This window comes from Streptomyces sp. NPDC090025 (assembly GCF_044748125.1).
In the GTDB taxonomy this organism is placed as follows: domain Bacteria; phylum Actinomycetota; class Actinomycetes; order Streptomycetales; family Streptomycetaceae; genus Streptomyces.
Genome location: NZ_JBIVFL010000019.1, coordinates 1 through 17,974, shown reverse-complemented (window position 1 = coordinate 17,974; position 17,974 = coordinate 1). Strand labels below are relative to the sequence as shown.

20 protein-coding genes are annotated in these 17,974 nt (G+C 70.0%); 10 read left to right on the top strand and 10 right to left on the bottom strand.

What is annotated here, in order from left to right:
• The first annotated feature begins 38 nt into the window (after positions 1 to 38).
• Both ACIPXM_RS31575 and ACIPXM_RS31570 read left to right on the top strand, forming a co-directional pair.
• Positions 39 to 1,568 carry a helix-turn-helix domain-containing protein gene (locus tag ACIPXM_RS31575; RefSeq protein WP_401662600.1) on the top strand — a complete coding sequence of 510 codons (1,530 nt, stop codon included), beginning with the start codon at positions 39 to 41 and terminating at the stop codon, positions 1,566 to 1,568.
• A 23-nt stretch (positions 1,569 to 1,591) separates the two neighbouring features.
• Positions 1,592 to 2,812, top strand: coding sequence for a MerR family transcriptional regulator (locus ACIPXM_RS31570; RefSeq protein ID WP_401662598.1), 1,221 nt, complete (start codon positions 1,592 to 1,594; stop codon positions 2,810 to 2,812).
• Here the strand turns inward: ACIPXM_RS31570 and ACIPXM_RS31565 are convergent.
• The 3 genes from ACIPXM_RS31565 to ACIPXM_RS31555 form a co-directional block, all read right to left on the bottom strand.
• On the bottom strand, positions 2,764 to 3,627 hold the full coding sequence (locus ACIPXM_RS31565) for a DUF6008 family protein (protein WP_401662596.1): 864 nt from the start codon (positions 3,625 to 3,627) through the stop codon (positions 2,764 to 2,766). The two genes, ACIPXM_RS31570 and ACIPXM_RS31565, sit on opposite strands and share 49 nt — an antisense overlap.
• A gap of 175 nt (positions 3,628 to 3,802) precedes the next feature.
• Entirely contained in the window at positions 3,803 to 5,011 is a 1,209-nt protein-coding gene (locus ACIPXM_RS31560; RefSeq protein ID WP_401662594.1) for a ParB/RepB/Spo0J family partition protein, read from the bottom strand.
• A complete protein-coding gene (locus ACIPXM_RS31555) occupies positions 5,008 to 6,255 on the bottom strand; it encodes an AAA family ATPase (RefSeq protein WP_401662592.1) in 1,248 nt (415 codons plus the stop codon). The genes ACIPXM_RS31560 and ACIPXM_RS31555 overlap by 4 nt, the downstream gene beginning before the upstream one ends.
• Before the next feature lie 779 nt (positions 6,256 to 7,034).
• Between ACIPXM_RS31555 and ACIPXM_RS31550 the strand changes: the two genes are divergently transcribed.
• The 6 genes from ACIPXM_RS31550 to ACIPXM_RS31525 all read left to right on the top strand — a co-directional run bounded on the left by ACIPXM_RS31550 (position 7,035) and on the right by ACIPXM_RS31525 (position 11,990).
• Positions 7,035 to 7,649, top strand: a complete 615-nt coding sequence (locus ACIPXM_RS31550; protein ID WP_401662590.1) for a replication/maintenance protein RepL — start codon at positions 7,035 to 7,037, stop codon at positions 7,647 to 7,649.
• 15 nt (positions 7,650 to 7,664) lie between these two features.
• The gene (locus ACIPXM_RS31545) at positions 7,665 to 8,063 is read left to right on the top strand and encodes a hypothetical protein (protein ID WP_401662588.1); all 399 of its coding nucleotides are present in this window, start codon (positions 7,665 to 7,667) and stop codon (positions 8,061 to 8,063) included.
• Between the two features lie 345 nt (positions 8,064 to 8,408).
• Positions 8,409 to 8,696 (top strand): WhiB family transcriptional regulator, encoded by a 288-nt coding sequence (locus ACIPXM_RS31540; protein ID WP_401662585.1) that lies wholly within the window; start codon positions 8,409 to 8,411, stop codon positions 8,694 to 8,696.
• A gap of 32 nt (positions 8,697 to 8,728) precedes the next feature.
• On the top strand, positions 8,729 to 10,924 hold the full coding sequence (gene tap, locus ACIPXM_RS31535; protein ID WP_401662583.1) for a telomere-associated protein Tap: 2,196 nt from the start codon (positions 8,729 to 8,731) through the stop codon (positions 10,922 to 10,924).
• A gap of 3 nt (positions 10,925 to 10,927) precedes the next feature.
• A complete protein-coding gene (gene tpg / locus ACIPXM_RS31530; RefSeq protein ID WP_401662581.1) occupies positions 10,928 to 11,482 on the top strand; it encodes a telomere-protecting terminal protein Tpg in 555 nt (184 codons plus the stop codon).
• A gap of 4 nt (positions 11,483 to 11,486) precedes the next feature.
• Complete coding sequence (locus ACIPXM_RS31525; protein ID WP_401662579.1) at positions 11,487 to 11,990, top strand: hypothetical protein; 504 nt, start codon at positions 11,487 to 11,489, stop codon at positions 11,988 to 11,990.
• 52 nt (positions 11,991 to 12,042) lie between these two features.
• Here ACIPXM_RS31525 and ACIPXM_RS31520 read toward each other — a convergent pair whose 3' ends face one another.
• The 4 genes from ACIPXM_RS31520 to ACIPXM_RS31505 form a co-directional block, all read right to left on the bottom strand.
• Positions 12,043 to 12,429 carry a DUF6879 family protein gene (locus ACIPXM_RS31520; protein WP_401662577.1) on the bottom strand — a complete coding sequence of 129 codons (387 nt, stop codon included), beginning with the start codon at positions 12,427 to 12,429 and terminating at the stop codon, positions 12,043 to 12,045.
• A 5-nt stretch (positions 12,430 to 12,434) separates the two neighbouring features.
• Complete coding sequence (locus ACIPXM_RS31515; RefSeq protein WP_401662575.1) at positions 12,435 to 12,608, bottom strand: hypothetical protein; 174 nt, start codon at positions 12,606 to 12,608, stop codon at positions 12,435 to 12,437.
• Entirely contained in the window at positions 12,605 to 13,039 is a 435-nt protein-coding gene (locus ACIPXM_RS31510) for a hypothetical protein (protein WP_401662573.1), read from the bottom strand. Before ACIPXM_RS31510 ends, ACIPXM_RS31515 begins: the two co-directional genes overlap by 4 nt.
• A gap of 112 nt (positions 13,040 to 13,151) precedes the next feature.
• Entirely contained in the window at positions 13,152 to 14,336 is a 1,185-nt protein-coding gene (locus ACIPXM_RS31505; protein ID WP_401662571.1) for a helix-turn-helix domain-containing protein, read from the bottom strand.
• A gap of 132 nt (positions 14,337 to 14,468) precedes the next feature.
• Here ACIPXM_RS31505 and ACIPXM_RS31500 point away from each other — a divergent pair, with 132 nt between their 5' ends.
• The gene (locus ACIPXM_RS31500) at positions 14,469 to 14,786 is read left to right on the top strand and encodes a 4a-hydroxytetrahydrobiopterin dehydratase (RefSeq protein ID WP_401662569.1); all 318 of its coding nucleotides are present in this window, start codon (positions 14,469 to 14,471) and stop codon (positions 14,784 to 14,786) included.
• Between the two features lie 38 nt (positions 14,787 to 14,824).
• Here the strand turns inward: ACIPXM_RS31500 and ACIPXM_RS31495 are convergent, their stop codons facing one another.
• The 3 genes from ACIPXM_RS31495 to ACIPXM_RS31485 form a co-directional block, all read right to left on the bottom strand.
• Entirely contained in the window at positions 14,825 to 15,361 is a 537-nt protein-coding gene (locus ACIPXM_RS31495) for an NUDIX hydrolase (protein WP_401662567.1), read from the bottom strand.
• A gap of 309 nt (positions 15,362 to 15,670) precedes the next feature.
• A complete protein-coding gene (locus ACIPXM_RS31490) occupies positions 15,671 to 16,090 on the bottom strand; it encodes a helix-turn-helix domain-containing protein (RefSeq protein WP_401662565.1) in 420 nt (139 codons plus the stop codon).
• 58 nt (positions 16,091 to 16,148) lie between these two features.
• A complete protein-coding gene (locus ACIPXM_RS31485) occupies positions 16,149 to 16,769 on the bottom strand; it encodes a hypothetical protein (RefSeq protein ID WP_401662563.1) in 621 nt (206 codons plus the stop codon).
• 103 nt (positions 16,770 to 16,872) lie between these two features.
• Here ACIPXM_RS31485 and ACIPXM_RS31480 point away from each other — a divergent pair, with 103 nt between their 5' ends.
• Entirely contained in the window at positions 16,873 to 17,118 is a 246-nt protein-coding gene (locus ACIPXM_RS31480; protein ID WP_401662561.1) for a hypothetical protein, read from the top strand.
• Positions 17,119 to 17,974: the final 856 nt, after the last annotated feature.

Sequence of the window (17,974 nt, the reverse complement as noted above, 5' to 3'; positions counted from 1 at the left end):
TCCCTGACCTCCTCCTCCGCGGCCGGGTCAAGGTGCCGATGAGGCTCGTCGCTTCGACGTACTACTCCGACGCCGCCCTCGCCGTCTACATGAAGCTCAAGGCCCTCGGCCTGCGCCCGGAGGGCTGCACCGCCAGCCTCGCCACCCTCGCCCGCTACCTCGGCCTGTCGGTCTCGACCGTGCAGCGCGGCATCGCGGAGCTGCGCTCCAAGGCCCCCGACGGCATCGTCGAACTGCCCGAGAGCCGCCGCAGGACCCTCCGCGGCGGCACCGGCACCACAGCACGCCGCAGGGTCCGCGAGATGCGGCCCAGCGAGCGGTTCGTCTGGCTGCCCGTCGTCGCCTGCGAGCGGCTGCGCCCCCGGCTGCTGCGCGCCTACGCCGTCATCTCGTTCGCCATCGTGCAGAACATCCCCCTGACCGAGGGCGAGCTCGCCGGCCACCTGCTGCACCGGTCAGGGCCCAATGTCGGCCGTCCGATCACCACCGAGGCGGCCGGGCGCCTGATCGACGAACTGGCCGAATACTGCTGGATCTCCGTCGACCGAAGGGCCGGAGTACGGGGGCGCCACCTCTTCAGCGTCCCCGTCGAGGAGGCCGTCGAGGAGACCCTCGCGACTCCCGATCCTGATGACCGGTCCGGTTCCGATCCTGATGACCGATCCCTCGCGACTGAGGAAGACACTAAGACTTACCGACATGAGAACGAGGCACCGCTTTTTCCATCCGCCGTAGGCGAACTACCGGTAGTCGAGCCCGCGAACGAACTCGACGGGCAGCCTGCCGGAACGGCTGGCCCCGACGCGACCTCGCGTGATCGCGCGCTTCGCGCGGGCGGCGAAACCCCCGGCTCCCCCACGTCCGACAGCACCGAAAGCACCGAAAGCACCGAAAGCACCGACAAGCCGGCGTACCGGGGCCCGCAGTTGACCTTCAGCCCCCGGTTGCACGCCGTCCTGGAACCGGTACGGTTCCTGCTCAGCGGACTGGGCGCCTACGTGCAGCGCCGCATCGGCCAGGAGATCTCCCGGCAGCTGGACGACGGAGCCGAGGTCCCCCGCCTCCAGTCGCGCCTCACCCACCGCCTGGCCCGGACCCTGGTCGCCGACATCCGGGACCCCGGCCGCTGGCTGCTCGGCGTCGCACTCCCCCGCTGGGGCTGCGCCGACCCGGACTGCGAGACGGGCGTGCTCTGGTCGACGGGCGCCAGGTGCCGGGCCTGCCAGGAGGTGATCGCGGAGCGCAGGGCCGCCGAGCCGCCCGCCCAGTCCCCTGCCGAGCCGCCTGCCGAGCCGCCCGCCGAGGTCCGACTCCACGATGTGGAGTGCTGTCCGGAGTGCGAACGGCCCCACCTCCGGGGCAACACGGGCCTGTGCGCGGACTGCCGCCCCCGCCCCGGACTGACCCTGATCCCCGCCCCCGCCGTACCGGTCGGCCTCGGCTGCCGGGGCCTCGACGGAACCTGCGGCCGCCCGGCACCACGAGGTCTGTGCTGGCGCTGCCGCGCCGAGGAGAGAACCCGGCTGCCCGAGCACGACGGCGAACGCGTCCCGGTGGGCGCGCCATGAGCCCGGCCCCGCGCGGAACGGGCATGCGCATCGGCGAACTCGGCCGCGCCTGTGGCGTGTCCACGGCCACGATCAAGTACTACATCCGCGAGGGCCTCCTCCCGGCGGGCCACCTGACCAGCACCAACCAGGCCCGCTACACCGAGGACCACCTTCACCGACTGCGCCTGATCAGGGCGCTGCTGGAACTCGGCGGCCTGTCGGTGGCGAAGGTCCGGGCGATCGCGAGCGTGCTGGACGAGGGGGCGGACCTATCACGCCGTGATAATCCGGGGGCCGGAGCGGACCTGTCACGCCGTGATGATCTTGCCGTGGGGACGGACCTATCACGCCGTGATAGCCGCGGGGCCGGAGCCGACCTATCACGCCGTGATAGCTCAGGCGTCGGGTCCGACCTATCACGCCGTGATAACTCGGGCACCGAGCTCCACCCATCACGCCGGGATCATCGCAGCGCCGGAGCCGACCTATCACGCCGTGATAGCTCAGGCGTCGGGACGACGGACCTATCACGGCGTGATAGCCCGGGCGCCAGGGCAGCGGACCTATCACGGCGTGATAATCCGGGCCTCCCGGAGGCGAACCCATCACGGCGTGATGATCTTGCCGTCGGGTCCGACCTATCACGCCGTGATAATCCCGGCGCAGAGCCGGACCTATCACGCCGTGATAGCTCGCCCGCGCGGCCCGACCCACGCGCCCCACTCGCCCCACGCAAACCACTCCCCGAGCTCGACCCCCTCGCCGAGCTGGAGGCGCTGACCGCCCCCGCCCCGCAGGGCGGACCCCTCGCACTCCTCGCGGCGAACCCCCGCACCCTGGCCCTGGTCGACGCACTCGCCGAACGCCGCGGCTGGCAGGTGCCCGTCGACAGCCCTGAGTTCGCCCGGGTGGTCGAGGTCCTGGACACCCTGGGCGAACTGGACCAGCACCACTTCACCGACCGGCTCGACGCCTACGCCGACGCGGCGGAGCGGGCGGCGGCCGCGGACCTGGAGCTGCTGCGCTCCCCCACCGGAGGCACGGGCTCGGCGGAGCGCCTGGTCGTCGCGGCCGTCCTGGGCGACCAACTGCTGTCGGCGCTGAGGAGGCTGGCCCGTACGACGACCACGGCAGCCACGGCACCCACGACGGAAAAGGGGAGGGGGCCGCACTCCGGGTGCGACCCCCTCCCCCACGCTTCGGTCGGCGCGCGCTACGAGCGGCTCACGAGCTCCCGCTCACGCTCGGGCTCCGCTTCCTGAGCGGACGGGTCGGCGGTGCCGAGGGACGCGGCGGGAACGAGGACGCAGTCCTCGCCACCGGCAGCACCCGCACCGGCACCGGCACCCGCACCGGCGCCACCGGCCGCGGACTCGGGCAGGTACCCGTCCTTGACCGCCTTCTTCTCCTTCCACAGGTGGAAGAGGGAGACGGCGAGGATGATCGTGCCGATCAGGTTGGCGACGAAGTGCCACCACACGCGGTACGTGACGAGGGCCGGGCCCGGCTCGATCGCGCCGAACCAGGTCGACAGGCCGATGGCGCGGCTGGCGCCGAGCGCGACCGACGCGGTCAGGACGATGTGCTCGATGCCGTGGATGCCCTGCATCCAGACGCCCATCTTGGCCCACTTGCGGGACTTGAGGGCGCCGGTGGCGCGGCGGGTGATCTGGACGATGCCGACGAGTCCGGCGAGGAAGATGAAGTTGCCGGTGAGGTGCAGGATCTCCATGCCGAGGGCGGGCTTGCTCGGGTCGACCTGGCCCATGCCCTTGGCGAGGCCGGTCGCCCACGGCGTCATCCAGGCGGGGGAGTACGGGTTGGCGACCCAGTAGCCGGCCTGCAGGACGTGCTCCTGGAAGTGGCCTATCTGTCCGATGACGCCGAGTCCGATGACGCCGACGGCGGTCTTGTACAGCCAGGGCCGTACCGGCCCGCGGTTGGCGTAGGCGAGTACGGCGACGGCGAGCCACATCGCTGCTGCCCAGCCGATGAAGAGGAGGGCGCCCGTGGTGTCCAGGGTCGATACGGCACCTCCCATGTCGTGGCCGCCGTGCGCTCCGGGCGCGTGGTCCATGGTCGGGCTCCTTCTCCGGGATGCCGAGTGTCGAGTCGAGGGGTGTCCTCCGTGACGCTTCGACCACGCTAGGAACCCGGCAGCAGGGTAGCTACTTCCAAATTGCTGACTTGCCAAGAAGGCCGCGTCCGGCGGAATACCGGACGCGGCCTGGGGGAGCGGAGTGCTCCAGGGGTCAGTTGGTGGGGGCGGCGGAGCGCGCGGAGAGCAAGCGCTGCAAGAGCACTTCCTGCTGTTCGCGGTCCATCTTCCGGGCCACGAGATCGGCGACGGCACTCCCGTCGTGCCAGGGCATCTTTGTCACCTTGGCGAGCGGAACCAGCCCGGACTCCCCCGGCGCGAGCTGCCCGACCTCGGTCCGCTGCCCGGGCACGTCCTCGGCGGCGTCCGACCTATCACGCCGTGATAGGTCGGCCTCGGCACCCGAGTTATCACGGCGTGATAGGTCGGCGTCGGAGCCCGGCTGCTCACGCCGAGCGGGATCGCCCCCGGAGCCCGACTGATCACGGGGTGCCGGATCGGCCCCGGAGCCCGGATTATCACGCCGTGATAGGTCCGCGTCGGAGCCGGAATTATCACGCCGTGATAGCTCCTCGCCGCCACCAACGCCAGCGCCCTCACCCAGGCCAGCGCCCTCACCCAGGCCAGCGCCGCCGGCGACAACGCCCCGCTGCCGCCCACTCCCCGCCTCGGCCCGCGCGTCCGCCTTCTCCCGCTGCTCCTCCGCCGTCAGCTTCGACAGGTTCCGTACGTGCTCGATCCGGCGCCGCCCGGCGACCAGGTCGGCCTGCAACTCCTCGTCGAGGTCGAGCACGGACAGCTTCGACGAGATGGTCGACTGCCCGATCCCGAGCCGCTTCGCCGCCTTGCTCTGGGACCCGTAGAACTCCACCAGCCGCTTCAGCGCGTGCGCCTGCTCCAGCGGGTTCATGTCGTCGCGGTGCACGTTGGCGACGAACGCCGCCTCCAGGAGCGACTGGTCGGTGCCGACGAGTTCGTCGTTCACGCTGACCCGGATCTCCGTCGCACCGGCGAGCCGCGCGGCCTCAAGACGGCGGTGCCCGTCGACGACGAGGAAGCGCGCGCCCTCGTCCAGCTCGCCCGCCCGCTCGGGCCGGTCCGCCAGATACGCGTCGACCGTGGCGACGGTGATCGCGTTGATGAGGCCGATCTCGCGGATGCTCTCCGCCAGTCCGGCGAGCTCGCGCAGCTCCTCGCGGGGGTTGTCGGGGTTCTGGCTGATCTGGGTGAGCGGCAGCTCGGTGGGGACGGGGACGCCTTCGGTGGGCGCCCCGGTGGCCGCGCCGATCGCCGCGCGGCGCGCGCTGATGGGCCGGGCCTGCGCGAACGAGGCCCCGGTCCCGAGGTTCTTCGCCTTGCTCACTTGCTGATCTCCCGGGCGAGGGCGCGAAGGGCGACGGACTGCTCGCAGCGAGGTGCGTAGGCGAGGAGCGGCCGCTTCGCGCGTACGGCTTCCTTCTGTTCCTTGAGGTCGCCGATGACACCGACGACCCGCGGATCCTTTATGTCCATCCAGGACTGGAGCGAGGAGGTCGCGATGTAACCGCGGCGGGCGTCGTAGTGGTTGACGACGAGCCCCAGGTAGTCGATGTCGAGCGCGAGGTCGCCGCGCATGTCCTCGATCTGGGAGGTGAGCAGGCCGTAGGCGTCGGCGCTGCTGTCCTCGGCCTGGACGACGATGAGGACCCCGGAGTTGCCCGCCTCCTCGCCGGTCCTGCGGTGCCCGAAGTAGGCGGCGGCGTCCATGCTGATGCCGAGGCTGGGCGGGCAGTCGATGAGGATGACGTCGAAGTCGGCCTCGATGGGGGCGAGTGCGCGCTCGAGCGCGGCCTCGCGGGCCCGTACGGAGGCGAGCCGGACGTCCAGGAGGAAGGCGTCGGTGCAGGCGGGCAGCAGGTGCAGCCGGTCGCCGAACCGCTCCTCGTCGACGGTGACGATGACGTCGCTCAGGGCGCCCTTGGGGTTGCCGGCCATGTGGTTGGTGAGCGAGTCGCCGTCCATGGGCAGCGGTTCGTGGCCGAGCTGCTTGGTGAGGTGTCCCTGGGGGTCGAAGTCGACCAGGAGCACCCGCTGGCCGAGCCCGGGCAGGTCCTCCAGGGCCAGCGGGTCCTCGGCGCGCTCGTCCTCGTCGAGCAGGGCGGCGAAGTGCCGGGACACCCGGACGGCCATCAGCCGGGCGGGGTCCTCGGCGAGGGCTTCGCCGAGGCCCGCGGTGATCGCGGTCTTGCCGACCCCGCCCTTCTGGTTGCACACCACGATGCGCCGGGTGGTCGAGGGACGGCGCACCTCGGGCAGCGGGTTGTTGTCGAGCCAGAGCCGCACGGACTGGGCGAGTCCCTGGGTGAGGGAGACGCCCCGGCTCTTGCAGTCGTCACGGAACCCGCCCCACAGCCCGGCGGGCAGGAAGGTGGAGTACGTCTCCGAGCCGGCGGTGTCGAGGGCAGTGAGGTTCGAACCGAGGCTCCGCCAGGCGGTGATGCCCTGCTCGACGGCGTCCTGCATGTCGAGCCCGTGCAGCGCGGCACGGACCTTGAGCTCCTGCCGTAGGCCGCTGGTGAGCTTGGTGACGACCTTCTCCCGGTCGCCATTGGTGTCAGACGAGGTCATGACCGTCACTCTACTAACGCCGTAGATCAAAAACAGTCAGCGACACGTTAGGAAAGTTACGAACTCCGCTCGACCTATCACGCCGTGATAGGTCCTCAGCGCGCTCAGCGCCTCGGCGGCTCCGGGTCGGAGCTCTTGCCCGCAGATGCAACGGGGGAGTGGCACCGGAGAGTTGTACGGCTGCGGCCAGGGAAGTTGGGTATCAGCGTGGTTGCTGTCGGGGCGGGTTGCCCGAGGCACACGCGTGCGTGAGCGACCGCGTCACCGCATCGTCGTGGCTGACTTTCGGTGGCTGAGGTCAGGACGGCGCAGCGTCATCGGGGCAGGGGAGAGGGGCCGACGGACGGGACTGCCGACGGGCCTCTCTTTTATAAGAGGGACTTTCGCAAAAACCCCCTCTGACCTGCGGCTTTACGAAAGCAAATGTCGGCGGCCACCGACATTACGGCTCCTCCAATGTCGGTGGCCGCCCACATTAGGGGTCAAGACATGCGGGCATCCGCAAGTTTCATGTACAGCGACCTCAAGACATGCGTACAAACGCAACTTTCGGTGGCGACGTTTGCTCCAGGCCCCCACCGGGCCCATCCCTGATCCGCTCCCGATCCGCTCGCGGCCCGCTCCCGGTCTCCCCGAGGCTCACCGACCGACCCCGGAACGAACGTCGGCGGCCACCGACAAAAACTTGCGAATGAAGGCAAGACTCCGGCGCGTAACATGCTTCTACCCGCAACTTTTGCCGTACAGTGCAGCCACCTGTACGCGAAAGGATCATGAGCATGGGCGAAGCAGCTCGACCGTTCCGCACCCGGCACCGGGGCCCCACGCCCGCGCCGGCCTCCGCACCGGCCAGGCCCCGGCTCCGGCCCGCGGGCCCCGCCGACACCAGCGACCTCGCCCGGATGATCGCGGAGACCCTCGGCGGCGCGGGGCCCATCCACGAGGTCGAGCTGAAGGCCACGGTCCACCGCCGCCAGGCGCACGACTTCCTGGGGCAGGACGGCTATTCGCTCGTCAGCAACTACTTCCTGCGCCACATCCTGCCCAAGTGCCTGACGCAGCACCTGATCTCCCCGCTCCAGGGGGCGATCCTGTCCAACATGATCGGCCGTCAGAAGCGCGGCCAGATCCACGCCACCCACGCCGAGCTCGCCGACGAGTGCGGCGTCCAGCGCACCAGCATCGGTTCACCGCTCGAATCTCTTTGCGAGATGAATCTGATCCTGAAGGTCAAGCGCAGCACGTATCAGTTGAACCCCAGGGTGGCGTTCAACGGCAACGGCGACGAACAGGCCGATGTCCTCAGCCAGCTGCGAGCTGCCAAACTGGAGTCCAGGTTCCCCGACGAGCTCGGCGGGCCGCTCACGCTGTTTTCCTGGTCCGACGTCGGCTGATCGGAGGCACCCACCATGCTGATGACCACCACCGCCCTGCTGGGCCTGCTGCACCGGCTCCAGCTCACCCCCACCGCCATCGACGTCCTCAGCGTCATGTTCGCCCACTCCGAGGCCGGGGGAGACGTGAACATGAAGCAGAGCGAGATCGACGAGGTGCTGGGCGTCGGGCAGTCCTCGATGAGCCGCGCGATGGCCCTGCTCGTCGACCGCGGCCTCGTCCTGCGCTCCGGCAACGGCCGCGGCCACCGGTACGCGCTGAACCCCGCGATCGCCGGGTACGCGTCCGAGGACCAGATGAAGCAGGAGATGAGCAACCAGCTCGCCGTCGGCGGCCCGCCGCCGATCGTCGTCCCCGAGTACAGTCGCCGCCCGCCCAAGCGGCCCTCCGGCGGACTGCACGCCGTCGCCTGACGCGAGGAAGAAGCGAGGGGAAGGGCCGCCGGGGCCGGGAAAGCAGCAGGGCCCCGGCGGGATTGCCGAGGGCCCTCTGCACCTGTACGCGAAAGCGTGCCCCCAGTATGCCCGGACCGGCCGCACCGTGCCAGACGGTCCCCGGCCGCCGACCTCGGCCGCCGACGGCCCGACCACCCGGTGACCACCCGCTGACCGCCCAAAGGTGCAGCGAACCCGGCCCGCGCCCTCCCCACCGCCCCCGGGCATCTCGTACGGTCGCCCGAAAGCGACGACGCGCGCCGACCAGGACCGACGACGCGCGCGGACACCGAGCGACGACCCCCGGGGGAGAGGACGACCACCGTGCACCAGGACTGGGTCCGGGAGGCGGCCTGCCGGGCCACCGACGCCGAGAACCTCTTCGTGGAAGGCGCCGCCCAGCACCAGGCCAAGGCCGTCTGCGGCGGCTGCGCCGTCCGCACCGAGTGCCTCGCCCACGCCCTCGACCACCGGATCGAGCACGGCGTCTGGGGCGGTACGACCGAGCGCGAACGCCGGAAACTGCTTCGCGGCCGCCCCGCCGTCACCTCCTGGCTCGACGCGCTGAAAACCCCCGAACAGGTTAAATGCCTGAGTAAAACTCAGGGGTAAGCCCTGGTAGCCTCCGGACTGGAGGGAGCACCATGGCATCTGAGGAAGAGCTGTTCGCGTCGGTGGACGCGCTGCTGGAGGAGGAGCCGCAGCTCCCGCCCCCGGCCGAACGCGCCCGGCTGCGCGAGGCCGCCGGCATCACCCAGGCACGTCTCGCGACCGCGCTGAAGACCTCGACCCAGACGGTGAAGAACTGGGAGAACGGCCGCTCCGAGCCGAAGGAGCCGCGCCTCTCGGCGTACCAGCGGCTCCTGAACGGCTGGGCGGAGAAACAGCGCAGCACCGCGGCGGCGGAACCGCCCGCGCAGCCGCAGGCCCTCCGCGAGCCCGCCGAACCGACCACGACGGGCCCGGACACGGCGGCGGATACGGGTGCGGGCGCAGCCACCCACCCCCAGCACCCCCCGACCACCGACCCCGGCACCGTCGGCACGGGCACCAGCCCCAACCTCAGCCCCACCCTCAAGCCCGCCAGTTCCACCCCCAGCTCCGCCCCCAGCCCCTATCCCCCCACCCCCAGGCGCAGGCCGACGCCTACCCCCGCCCTCCCCGCCCAGGACGGCCGCTTCCCGCACGGCCCGCTCGCGGTCCTCGACGGCGACGGCACGGCGTACGCCACCGGCGGCATCGTCCTCGACTGCCCGGCGACGACCGTCCCGGAGCTGGTCGAGTGGACCCTCGCCGAGTCCGGTCTCGGCGCACCGCGCCTCAACCGCCACGGCAAGGACTCCGACCCGCTGATCGTGCTCACCGCGAGCGCGGCCGTCCGCCTGGGGCTGCCCGAACGCCTCGAAGGCCATGAGCAGCGCCGCTCGCTGCGGCTGCCCGCCGACCACCCGGTCGTGCAGCAGGTGGTGAAGGCGAAGTGGCAGCTCACCCAGCGCGGATTCGGGCCCTGGGCCCGGATCTACCGCAAGGCGCAGGGCCGCGAACGGCAGTGCGTGCAGCTGGCCGTGCTGTCCTGGGACGCGCTCGACGCCCGCTCCTGGCCCGGCGTCCCGGACATGGAGCCGGCCGACATCGCCCGCGTCCTCGGCGTGTACGCGCAGCGGGTCATCACCCCACGCGGCTCCACCGCCGTCTCCGGCCTGGAACTGATGACGGCGCTGCGCCCGCCCACGAAGGCGGTGCAGGACCGGCAGACGGGCAACTGGCTCAGCGGCCACAACGTCGGCTCCCTGGGCGGCGAACCGATGGACCCGGCTCCGCCGGAGGCCACCCCGGAACACCCCGTGGTGGTCGACTCCGGCTGGACGGGCGGCTTCCTGGACGAGGAGGCGTACCAGTGGGTGCGGGCCGTGGACACCCTCGGCGACGAGGAGTGCCTGCTGCCGTACGCGGTGGGGCTCGACCTGAACACGGCGTTCCTCGCGGCCGCGGCGCGCCTGGTGGTGGGCCTGTCGGCGCCCGACCACTTCCATGGGCCGGTGTTCAACCCGAAGATCCCGGGGTCGTGGCTGGTCGACCTGTCCCACGTACGGCTCGACCCGCGCCTGCCCAGCCCGTTCACGCCCAGCGGCACGGCGCCGACCGGGCCCGCGTGGTACCAGACGCACACCGTGGCGTACGCGCAGGAGCTCGGCTACGACGTGCACCCGATCGAGGGGTTCCTGCGCCGGGAGACGGGGGCGTACCTCGACCCGTGGCACGACCGGCTGAAGAACGCGTACGTCGACACGCTCGCGGACCTCGGGGTCACCCGGGAGCTGTCGGACGCGGAGTTCCTGGCGGCGATGGAGCACCACAAGCAGGTCGATCCGGCGTTGAACGCGGTGCTCGCGGCGATCAAGGCGACGGTCAAGGGGGGCATCGGCAAGCTCCGCGAACGTCCGCAGGGCCGCGGCTACCGGGCGGGGGAGCGCTGGCCGGCCCTGGAACGGCCGACGTGGCGGCCGGACATCAGGGCGGCGGTGATCAGCAAGGCGCGGGTGAACATGCACCGCAAGCTGCTGAACATGTCGCGCATGACGGGGCTTTATCCCTTGGCGGTGCTGTCGGACTGCGTCGTCTACCCGGCGCCGAGCGCGAGCCCGCTGGACTTCCTGCCGTACGCGGCCTCGGGCAAGCCGCAGCCGGGCGGCTTCCGCCTCGGGCCGAGCCCGGGCCTGGCGAAGCTGGAAGGGGTTCAGCCGATGCTGTGGGCGGTCGATCTCATGGAGCAGGGACTCAATCCGGCGCGTCACATCAAGGGTGACGGGCACGACGCCGTGATGGACGAAGGGGAGTAGCCGATGGGTGAGATCGACGACGCCCTGGGCCGCGCGGACCGGGAGCACTTCACCAGGGAGCCGCCCAAGACCCTCAAGGGGCGGATCAACTTCCTGCTGAAGCACCTCACCGCGCGGCAGGTCGGCGAGGAGATCGGCGTGACGGCCGACTCGGTCAACCGCTACCGCCGGGGCACCCGCAAGAACCCGCCGCCGGAGGTCGCGGCCCGCATCGAGGCGGCCGTACGGGCCCGCTGGCAGCCGCAGATCCGCAAACGCCGCCGCAAGCAGGCGGCGACGAGCACGGGCATCACGGTGGAGACGCGGGCCCGGTTCGGCTACACGGCGCCGATCGGCACGACGGACGACGGCCGCTTCCGCCGCCTGACCATCCACCTGCCCCCGGCGTACGCCCAGCGCCTGTTCGACGCCGGCGACCAGGACGCGCCCGACCACCAGATGCGCCAGATCATCGCGGACGGGTTCCGCGACATCTACTTCCAGGACGGCGGCACCCGGGCCACCGGGCTGTCCGACGTGGCGATCAACGACATCGACTACCTCGACCTGGACTTCTGAAGTGATGGACGCCTTCTTGGCCGACGTGGCGACGACCGGCACGGTCCTCGGCGCGGGCCTGGACCGCTCACCGGAACAGTGGCAGCAGACCCTCGGCGGCGCGCCGCTGTGGGTGGGGGAGACGGCGCTGGGCCTGGTCCAGGACTACGGCCTGCTCGAGATCCACCACCTGCGCGGCGAACAGGCCGGCACCTGGCGCCCCTTCGGCTTCGTCATCCGCACCGACCGCGCCGAAACCCTCACCCCCACCGACGTCCCCCCATCCCTCGCGACAACCTACGGCCCCCACCCGGGCCCGGCGTTCTTCGCGCCCCTGCGGGCCGCCGTCGAGTCCGCGGGACACACCCTCGACCCGTACGTCGAGTTCGACAGCGACACGGAGGCGGGCATCCTCCGCCACCGCGTCCGGAAGACCGGAGTGGGCATCACGGTGATCGCCCGAGCCGAGTCCCACGGGGGCTTCTCCGACGACCAGCTCTACCGGGTGAGCAGGTTCCTCACGAACTGACGCGGCGTCCCGCTCGGGGTCGAGGCTTCCCTGGACTGCTGGAAGTCCGTGGTCACGTTCTGACGGCCACCTGCGCCGTGAAGTCCACCCGGCGGATCGCGTGATGCCAGGCGGCGTCCCGGACCTGGCAGAAGCGGACGATGCGCTCGGCGTCGTTGTTGGTGGCCGCCGAGGCGAGCAGGTACAGCTGCTCGGTGGTCGGCGGCTGGTCGACGACGCGGACGCGCTCGAACCGCTTGCCCTCGGCCGTCTGGCGGCGGACGTTCGCGCACCACGGTCGCTCGGGCTCGTCCGGCACCGTGCCGGTCTCCTGGAAGTGGCGATACTTCGGGCCCTCTCGGTCGGAGCCGTACCCGCTGCGGGTCTCCAGGCGCCACGCGGTGTGTTCGAAGTCGGCGAAGAAGGCGCCGAAGGCCGAGTCGTCGATGAACTGCGGCACGTGCACTACTCCTCGGGGTCGGTGTCGCTCTGGTCCGCGAGCAGTCCCTGTACGAGGACTTCGCGGGTGCCGAGGTCCTCGTGCAGGGTGCCGTCTTCGCCGGTGGTGCCGTATGCGAGGGCGGCGAGGATGTTCAGGGCGATGAGGACGTACAGCGTCTGCCGCCAGAACTCGGTCACGGCATGTGGGTGTGGACGGGCGGGTGCTGCTTGGTGGTGCGGTGTTCGCGGATGGTGGTGAGCATGTCGCGGGCGGCTTGGGCGAGGTGGCGGGCGTACGACCAGGTGCCGAGGGGCCCGGAGTCCGGTCCGCGCTCGACGAGGTCGGTCCACACCTCGGCCGCGGCGGCGCCCCGGCGGGGTCGCTGCCGCTCGGGGATCGCCTTCACGCCGAAGGTCAGGGACAGGCCGTGGGAGATGAGGTCGTCGATGAGCAGCGCGAGGGCGACGTCGCCCGGGCGGTGTTTGTCGAGGTGCAGGGCGTAGGAGATGCGCTGCTCGGCTTGTTCTTCGGCGTGCTTCTCGACAGGTCCGACCATCTGCGCGAGCGCGGCTCCGAGGTTCACCTCGACGGTTTCTTCGGCCCTGCCGTGCTGGGGCTGCTCGTCCATGCTCCGCTCTCTCCTTGTCGTTTCGGCGACCGATGCGGAACCAGGGTGGACGCATGACAAGGCCCCGGCTGCCACCACTTGGTGACAGCCGGGGCCAAGGGATGACACGGCGTCAGACACCCAGCCAGGTGCCGTACGACAAGAAGGAGCCCGGTAGCTGACGGTGCGCGGCCTCCAGCCCGGTGTACGTCTCCCGCACCGTGGCGTGGTAGCGGGCCTGCTGCGGTGCCGACTTCCGGGCCTTCAGCAGGTTCTGGAACGAGCCTTCGAGGTCACCGGTCCACATCTGCGCCCGTGCCAGCTCCGCGTAGTGGTGCGAGCGGCGGGACGCCGGCCAGTGCTTCGGGATGCTGACCTGGCGGCCTTGCTCCGCTGCGCGGTCGTACTTGTCGAGTTCGGCGAGAACGCTGGTTCGGTGGACCTGTACGTTCGTCGGCCCGAAGGCGAGGTAGTGCACCTGTACGGCCTCGCCCGTGGCCGTTGCGATCCGTTCGGCCTCGTCGAGGTGGCTGTCCGCACGGCTGCCGTCCTGGGAGCGTGCTGCCATGACTGCGGCCCCGAGATGCAGCTGCCCGGTGACCACGTCGCGTTCCCGGCCGGGCTCAGCCTGCTCGATGATCCGCAGGCCGAGATCGGTGAGGCGTTGCCCCGTCCGGTACTGGCCCTCGCGGAGGTAGTTCAGAGCGCGGAAGTACCTGAACATGCCGCCCCACGCCGCGGACGATCCGCGTTCGGCGGCCCATTCCAGGCGGGCCAGGGCGATGGCGGACAGGTCGCCGTAGCCGAGCTTCGACGAGACGTCGTACGCCGAACGGTAGGTGGACGCGAGGAGCTGCCACAGCTCGTCTCGTGGCGTGGCGTGGGCGGCGGTCGTCACTTCCTGGATCAGTCCCGGCAGCTGGCTGGCGGCGTTCTTGATCTCCCCGGCGCGTACGGCGACGAGCAGCGATTCGGCGTCTGCGGCGAGGAGTTCGTACGGGCGCGGAGCGATGTCGGGATCGGCGCCGAGGTCGTAGACGTCCAGGGCCTCGCGGATCGGCCGGATCAGGACGTCGAGTTCGTCCACGCGGAGTTCCTCGGTGTACGGCTGGCCGATGACGGTGGCGACGCTGAGGCGTAGTGCCTCGGCGATGCGGCTGACGGTGTACGGCGAGGCGGGCTTGGTGCCCTGCTCGGCCTTGACGATGGTGCTGTAGGAGATCTGGGAGAGGTCGGCGAGGGCCTTCTGGGTGAGGCCGTACTGGAGGCGCAATCGCTTGATGCGCGCGCCGGTGTGGTCGTGAGGGAGAGCATGCATACTGGGCTCCGTTCTGACTCGACACCGGAACAGTAGCCGGAGACGGCGAACTCGCCCCCTGCGTGACCCCCGACGTCGGGGATCGAGCAGGGGGCGACTCCGTTCCGGGGCACGACTGATCGAGGGGAGTTGATGATGGGCGTGCCTGTGCCGTTGTCCGAGGAGGAGATCGCGGCCCGGCTGGGCGGGTTGCCGGGGTGGGAGCGTGAGGGGGATGCGATCAGCCGTACGTATCCGATCCGGTATCACGCGGCGGTGGCGGCGATCGTGACGATCGCGGACCGGTCGCGGCGGGTCCAGCATCATGCTGACCTTGACCTGCGGATGGAGAGTCTGCGGGCGTCGATCACGACTCATGACGCCGGTTATCGGCTGACGGTGGCGGATTTCGACTTGGCCGCGCGGATCGATGCGATCGTGGCGGCGCACCAGGCGCTCCCGCTCGACTGACCTCGGGCACGACGAAGGCCGCCTTCTGCCGCCTGTTGTTACGGGTGGCGTGCGAGGAGTTGGAGCAGGCCGGTGACGGCTACGCCTGCGACGATTTTTCGGGTGTCGATCATGTCCTGGATCGTGTTGAGGTCGATCCATTCGATGCGGTCGGCTTCGTGTGTGTCGATGGGTTCGGCTACTTGCCGGGCTCCTTTGGCGAGGTAGATGTGGTGTCGTGCGTTGCACATGCCGCCGATGGGTTCGTTGTAGGCGAGCGGGGTCAGTTGCTCGGGCGTGATTTCGTATCCGGTTTCCTCCAGTACTTCGCGGAGCGCCGCGGCCTCGGGTGTTTCGCCGTCGTCGACGATGCCGCTCGGGATCTCCCATGACCATGAGTCGGTGGCGAAGCGGTGGCGCCACATGAGGAGGACGTGATCGGCGTCGTCGAGGAGGACTACGGCGGCGACCGGGGCGAGTTTGATCAGGTGGTGCTCGTATCGATCATGTCCGGGTGGCTCGACGTCGACGAGGTCGAGGCTGACCCAGGGGCTTGTGTAGATGGGTCGGGCGCCATGCACTGTCCACTCACTCATGGGGCCACCTTCGCACGCACCGTGATCGTCCGGAACGGCGATGGTGGTGGGGACCAGTCGGTGGATCTGCTCGTTCCCGATCTTCTTCGTGGGCTCCGGCTACCCGATGTCGACGAGTTCGTGCCGGGTGCGGGGTCGGGTCGCCCGGTTCTCGAAAGGTTTCTGTTCTGCTCCGCCAGAACAAGCCGGTTTACCTAGTGCTACCGGGTTGGGTGAGGCGGGCATGAAGAAGGCGCCGCACGGGGAGTGTGGCGCCTTGGGGTCTTCGCGGGGCCAGGAGACCGCTGGACGGGCCTCGGTGGGGTTCGCTCAGCCGGTGGGGGCGAGGTTGGCCGTTTGGGCCGCGAACCGGGCCCGGCGTTGTTCGGTGAAGCGTCCGGGTTCAACGGCCTTGATCTCTGGGACCTGTATGACGGGGGAGGAAACCGCGCCGCCGGTGAGCAGGGGGTGCAGCTGGTAGAGCCCGTCTTCCAGGCTCCAGGCGAGTCCGCACTCGCGGAGCTCCCTGAACCCGCGGTTCACGGTCGGCTTGCTGGCACCCAGCTCGCGTGCCATCTCGTTCTGGCTGATCGCGGCGGTGCCGTTCTCCGGGTCGCTGAGGTACAGCAGTTCGTCCAGGACTCGGCGGCCGGCGGTGGAGACGTCGACCAGGGCCAGCAGGCGCAGGACGGCACGGGGGATCGTGACGGGGGCCTCTGTGGGAGGGCTGGGGACGTAAGAGCTGCTCACGGAGCCTCACCACTTCCGATCAGGTCGGGACGTTGTATCGAGGATATGCCGCACGAGGTCATGCGCTCGCCTTGCGTACAGGGCGCCGCTGCCGGATCGTGACGACCTTCTCTTTACGACGGGTGGCCTCGGCGGCCTTCTTCTCGGCCTCGCGCAGCTGGCGCCACTCGGTGGGGTAGTCGGCGTGCGGGATGAGGCAGGCCGGGCCCTCCGCGCTGTTCCAGAGCGCCTGCCACTTCTCCTGTTCCCCGGAGGTGCCGGCCACCGTGAGCCACGGGTTTAGCTGGAGGACGCCGCGTTTGGCGGTGCGCATCCAGCCGATGTGCGCGAAGAACTGGCTGGCCTCGTTGACGGAGGACGCCGACAGGTTGCAGCGGGCCTGGAGGTCGCGCTGGTTGGTCTTCACGAAGCCTCGGGCAGCGGCCCGAGTCTGGTCGTCGGCGCGGTTGGCGTTCTGCAGCGCCACGAGCTTGCACCAGACCTGGAACCAGGAGCCGGGCATCTTGAGGCTGCCGAGCACGTCCATCAGCAGTCGGGCGTCAAGCACGTAGCCGCTGCACTCCGCGCTCGCGGCAAACTCCCGCCCCTTGATCTTTTCCACGCCCAGGATCAAGCCGCCCTTGCCGTCTGATCGCGCAACAACGCGCTCGCCGGGGCGGACGATCGGCAGCTGGTCCATCCGCAGAGCCCTCCAGCTGATCAACGTTTCAGCCTGAACGGTAGCACTAGGTAAACCGACTTGTTCTGGAGAGACAGAACAAGCCGTGGCTCACAGTCAGCTGATGACACGTCAGGTCAGAGAGTCGTTTGTTCTGGATTTCCAGAACACCCAGACAGAGTTTGTTCTGGAAATCCAGAACAAACGATTTCGTATCACCGCAGGTCAAAGCTGGTTTCAGCCTGGAACGCTCTTATGTGTCACTAGAGGTGGCTCCACCCGAACCCTGCCCACCACGCTCCCGCGTGGTTCGGCACAGGCCGCTGATGACGGCGGGTGTGTCGCCATCGACAACCACCGGATCGTGTGACCTTGCCTCTGTGGCTCTGCTCTGATTCGGCGTGCCTACCACTGTGCTAAGTGATCCGACTCCTGAGTCGGGTTGCGCTGCGGGCCGACGGCTTCGCCGCCGGTCCTTGGGGTGACCGTTGGGGCTGGTTCTCCAGTGCGGGGCCTCCGGGGCTGGGGAGGGATCGACAGGGAGGCGTGGTTGATGCCGGTGGGTGGTTGGGGTGGCCTCCGGATGTCGGGGTGTTGGTTGCGGGGGTTTGGGGGTTGCTGTTCTGTGGTTGGGGTCTGGGAGGCGGGAAGTGAGGGCGGACCCAGTTCGTACACAGCTGGTGTGGTGATGCATTGGGTTCGTGTGTCTGTTGTACGGGGTTGGGGTCGCCGCTCGTGGGGGTACCGCGGCCTCAGCTGGCGAGCCAGGCCGCGGCACGCATCTGGGTCTTGTTGTTGCTGTGGTTTTGGCGAAGCTGTTCCCCTTCAAGCTGTGGTGGGGGTGGGGTTTGGGCTGGAGCGCAGCGGAAGCCCTTCTGTGCAGGCGCGCATAGGCTGAAATCTCCTTGTCGTAGGTGTAGTTGGTGGATTCTGCTGTGAGGTTGGGCATGCCGGGGGTTGCTGTCGGAGTGTCAGTGGAGGTGTTCGCCTGGCGGCTCGCCGCCAGGCCCTCCGTTCGGCGCGCTGCGCCGGCACCCCGGGCCGCGCAGCGGCCCGGACTCACTGCCCGGCGGCTTGCCGCCGGGCTCCCCTCGGCGCTGCGCGCCGAGGCTCGCTCCTCAGGCGCGCAGCGCCTGAGATCCCTAGGCCCGCGACGCGGGCCGCCGTCGAGCGCAGCGAGACGGTTCACTCCTACGCGCGCAGCGCGTAGGATCCCGCTCCGCGGG